Annotated in this window: 1 pseudogene; it reads left to right on the plus strand. The window is 45.6% G+C overall.

Annotated features, from left to right (window positions below):
- Nucleotides 1-796, plus strand: a pseudogene (locus tag Q4Q52_RS22165) (IS3 family transposase); the annotation flags it as partial.

Raw genomic sequence — 796 nt, forward strand, 5'->3', positions numbered from 1 at the left:
ATGAGCTAAAGCGATTACGTAGAGAAAACAAAGGATTACGAATGGAGAAAGAAATTCTAAAAAAGGCCAGCGCCTTCTTTGCGAAAGAAATGAAGTAAAATTTCGTTTCATCAAACGGCAATCCAACCTGTTTCCTGTAGCACTGTTATGTCGAGTAATGAGTGTAAGTAAATCAGGTTATTACGATTGGCATAAGCGCCCTGCAAACGTGATAAGCCTTGAAACACTGAAGCTTTATCGCCTTGTTCGACAGCTATTTAAGCAAAGTCGAGGCAGCTTAGGGAATCGTGAAATGGTGAAAAAATTGCGCAAGGAAGGCTACCAGGTTGGTCGCTATCTCGTTCGTAAAATTATGCACCGCCTTCGACTCAAAGCAACCCAACGACGTGCTTACAAGGTGACTACGCAGCGGAAACACTCAGATGCAGTGGCAGATAACCTGTTAAACATGAACTTTAATCCAGTATCGGCTAATCAGGTCTGGGCGGGTGACGTGACCTATTTAAAGACGGGTGAAGGCTGGATGTATTTGGCAGTGGTGATGGATTTATATTCACGCCGGATTGTGGGATGGCACATAGATAAACGCATGACCACAGATTTGATATCTAAGGCATTAATAAAAGCCTACAACCTGCGACAACCAGCGCGAGGGCTGGTATTCCACAGTGACCGAGGCTCGCAATATACCAGTAAGCAATTCGGTAGGCTGCTATTGAGCTATGGTATCCGAGCCAGCATGGGTGATGTGGGGGCGTGTTGGGATAATGCCGTTGTTGAGCGATTCTTTGGCAGC

Origin of the sequence: Shewanella sp. SP1S2-4 (assembly GCF_031932075.1) — a bacterium.
GTDB classification, from domain to species: domain Bacteria; phylum Pseudomonadota; class Gammaproteobacteria; order Enterobacterales; family Shewanellaceae; genus Shewanella; species Shewanella baltica.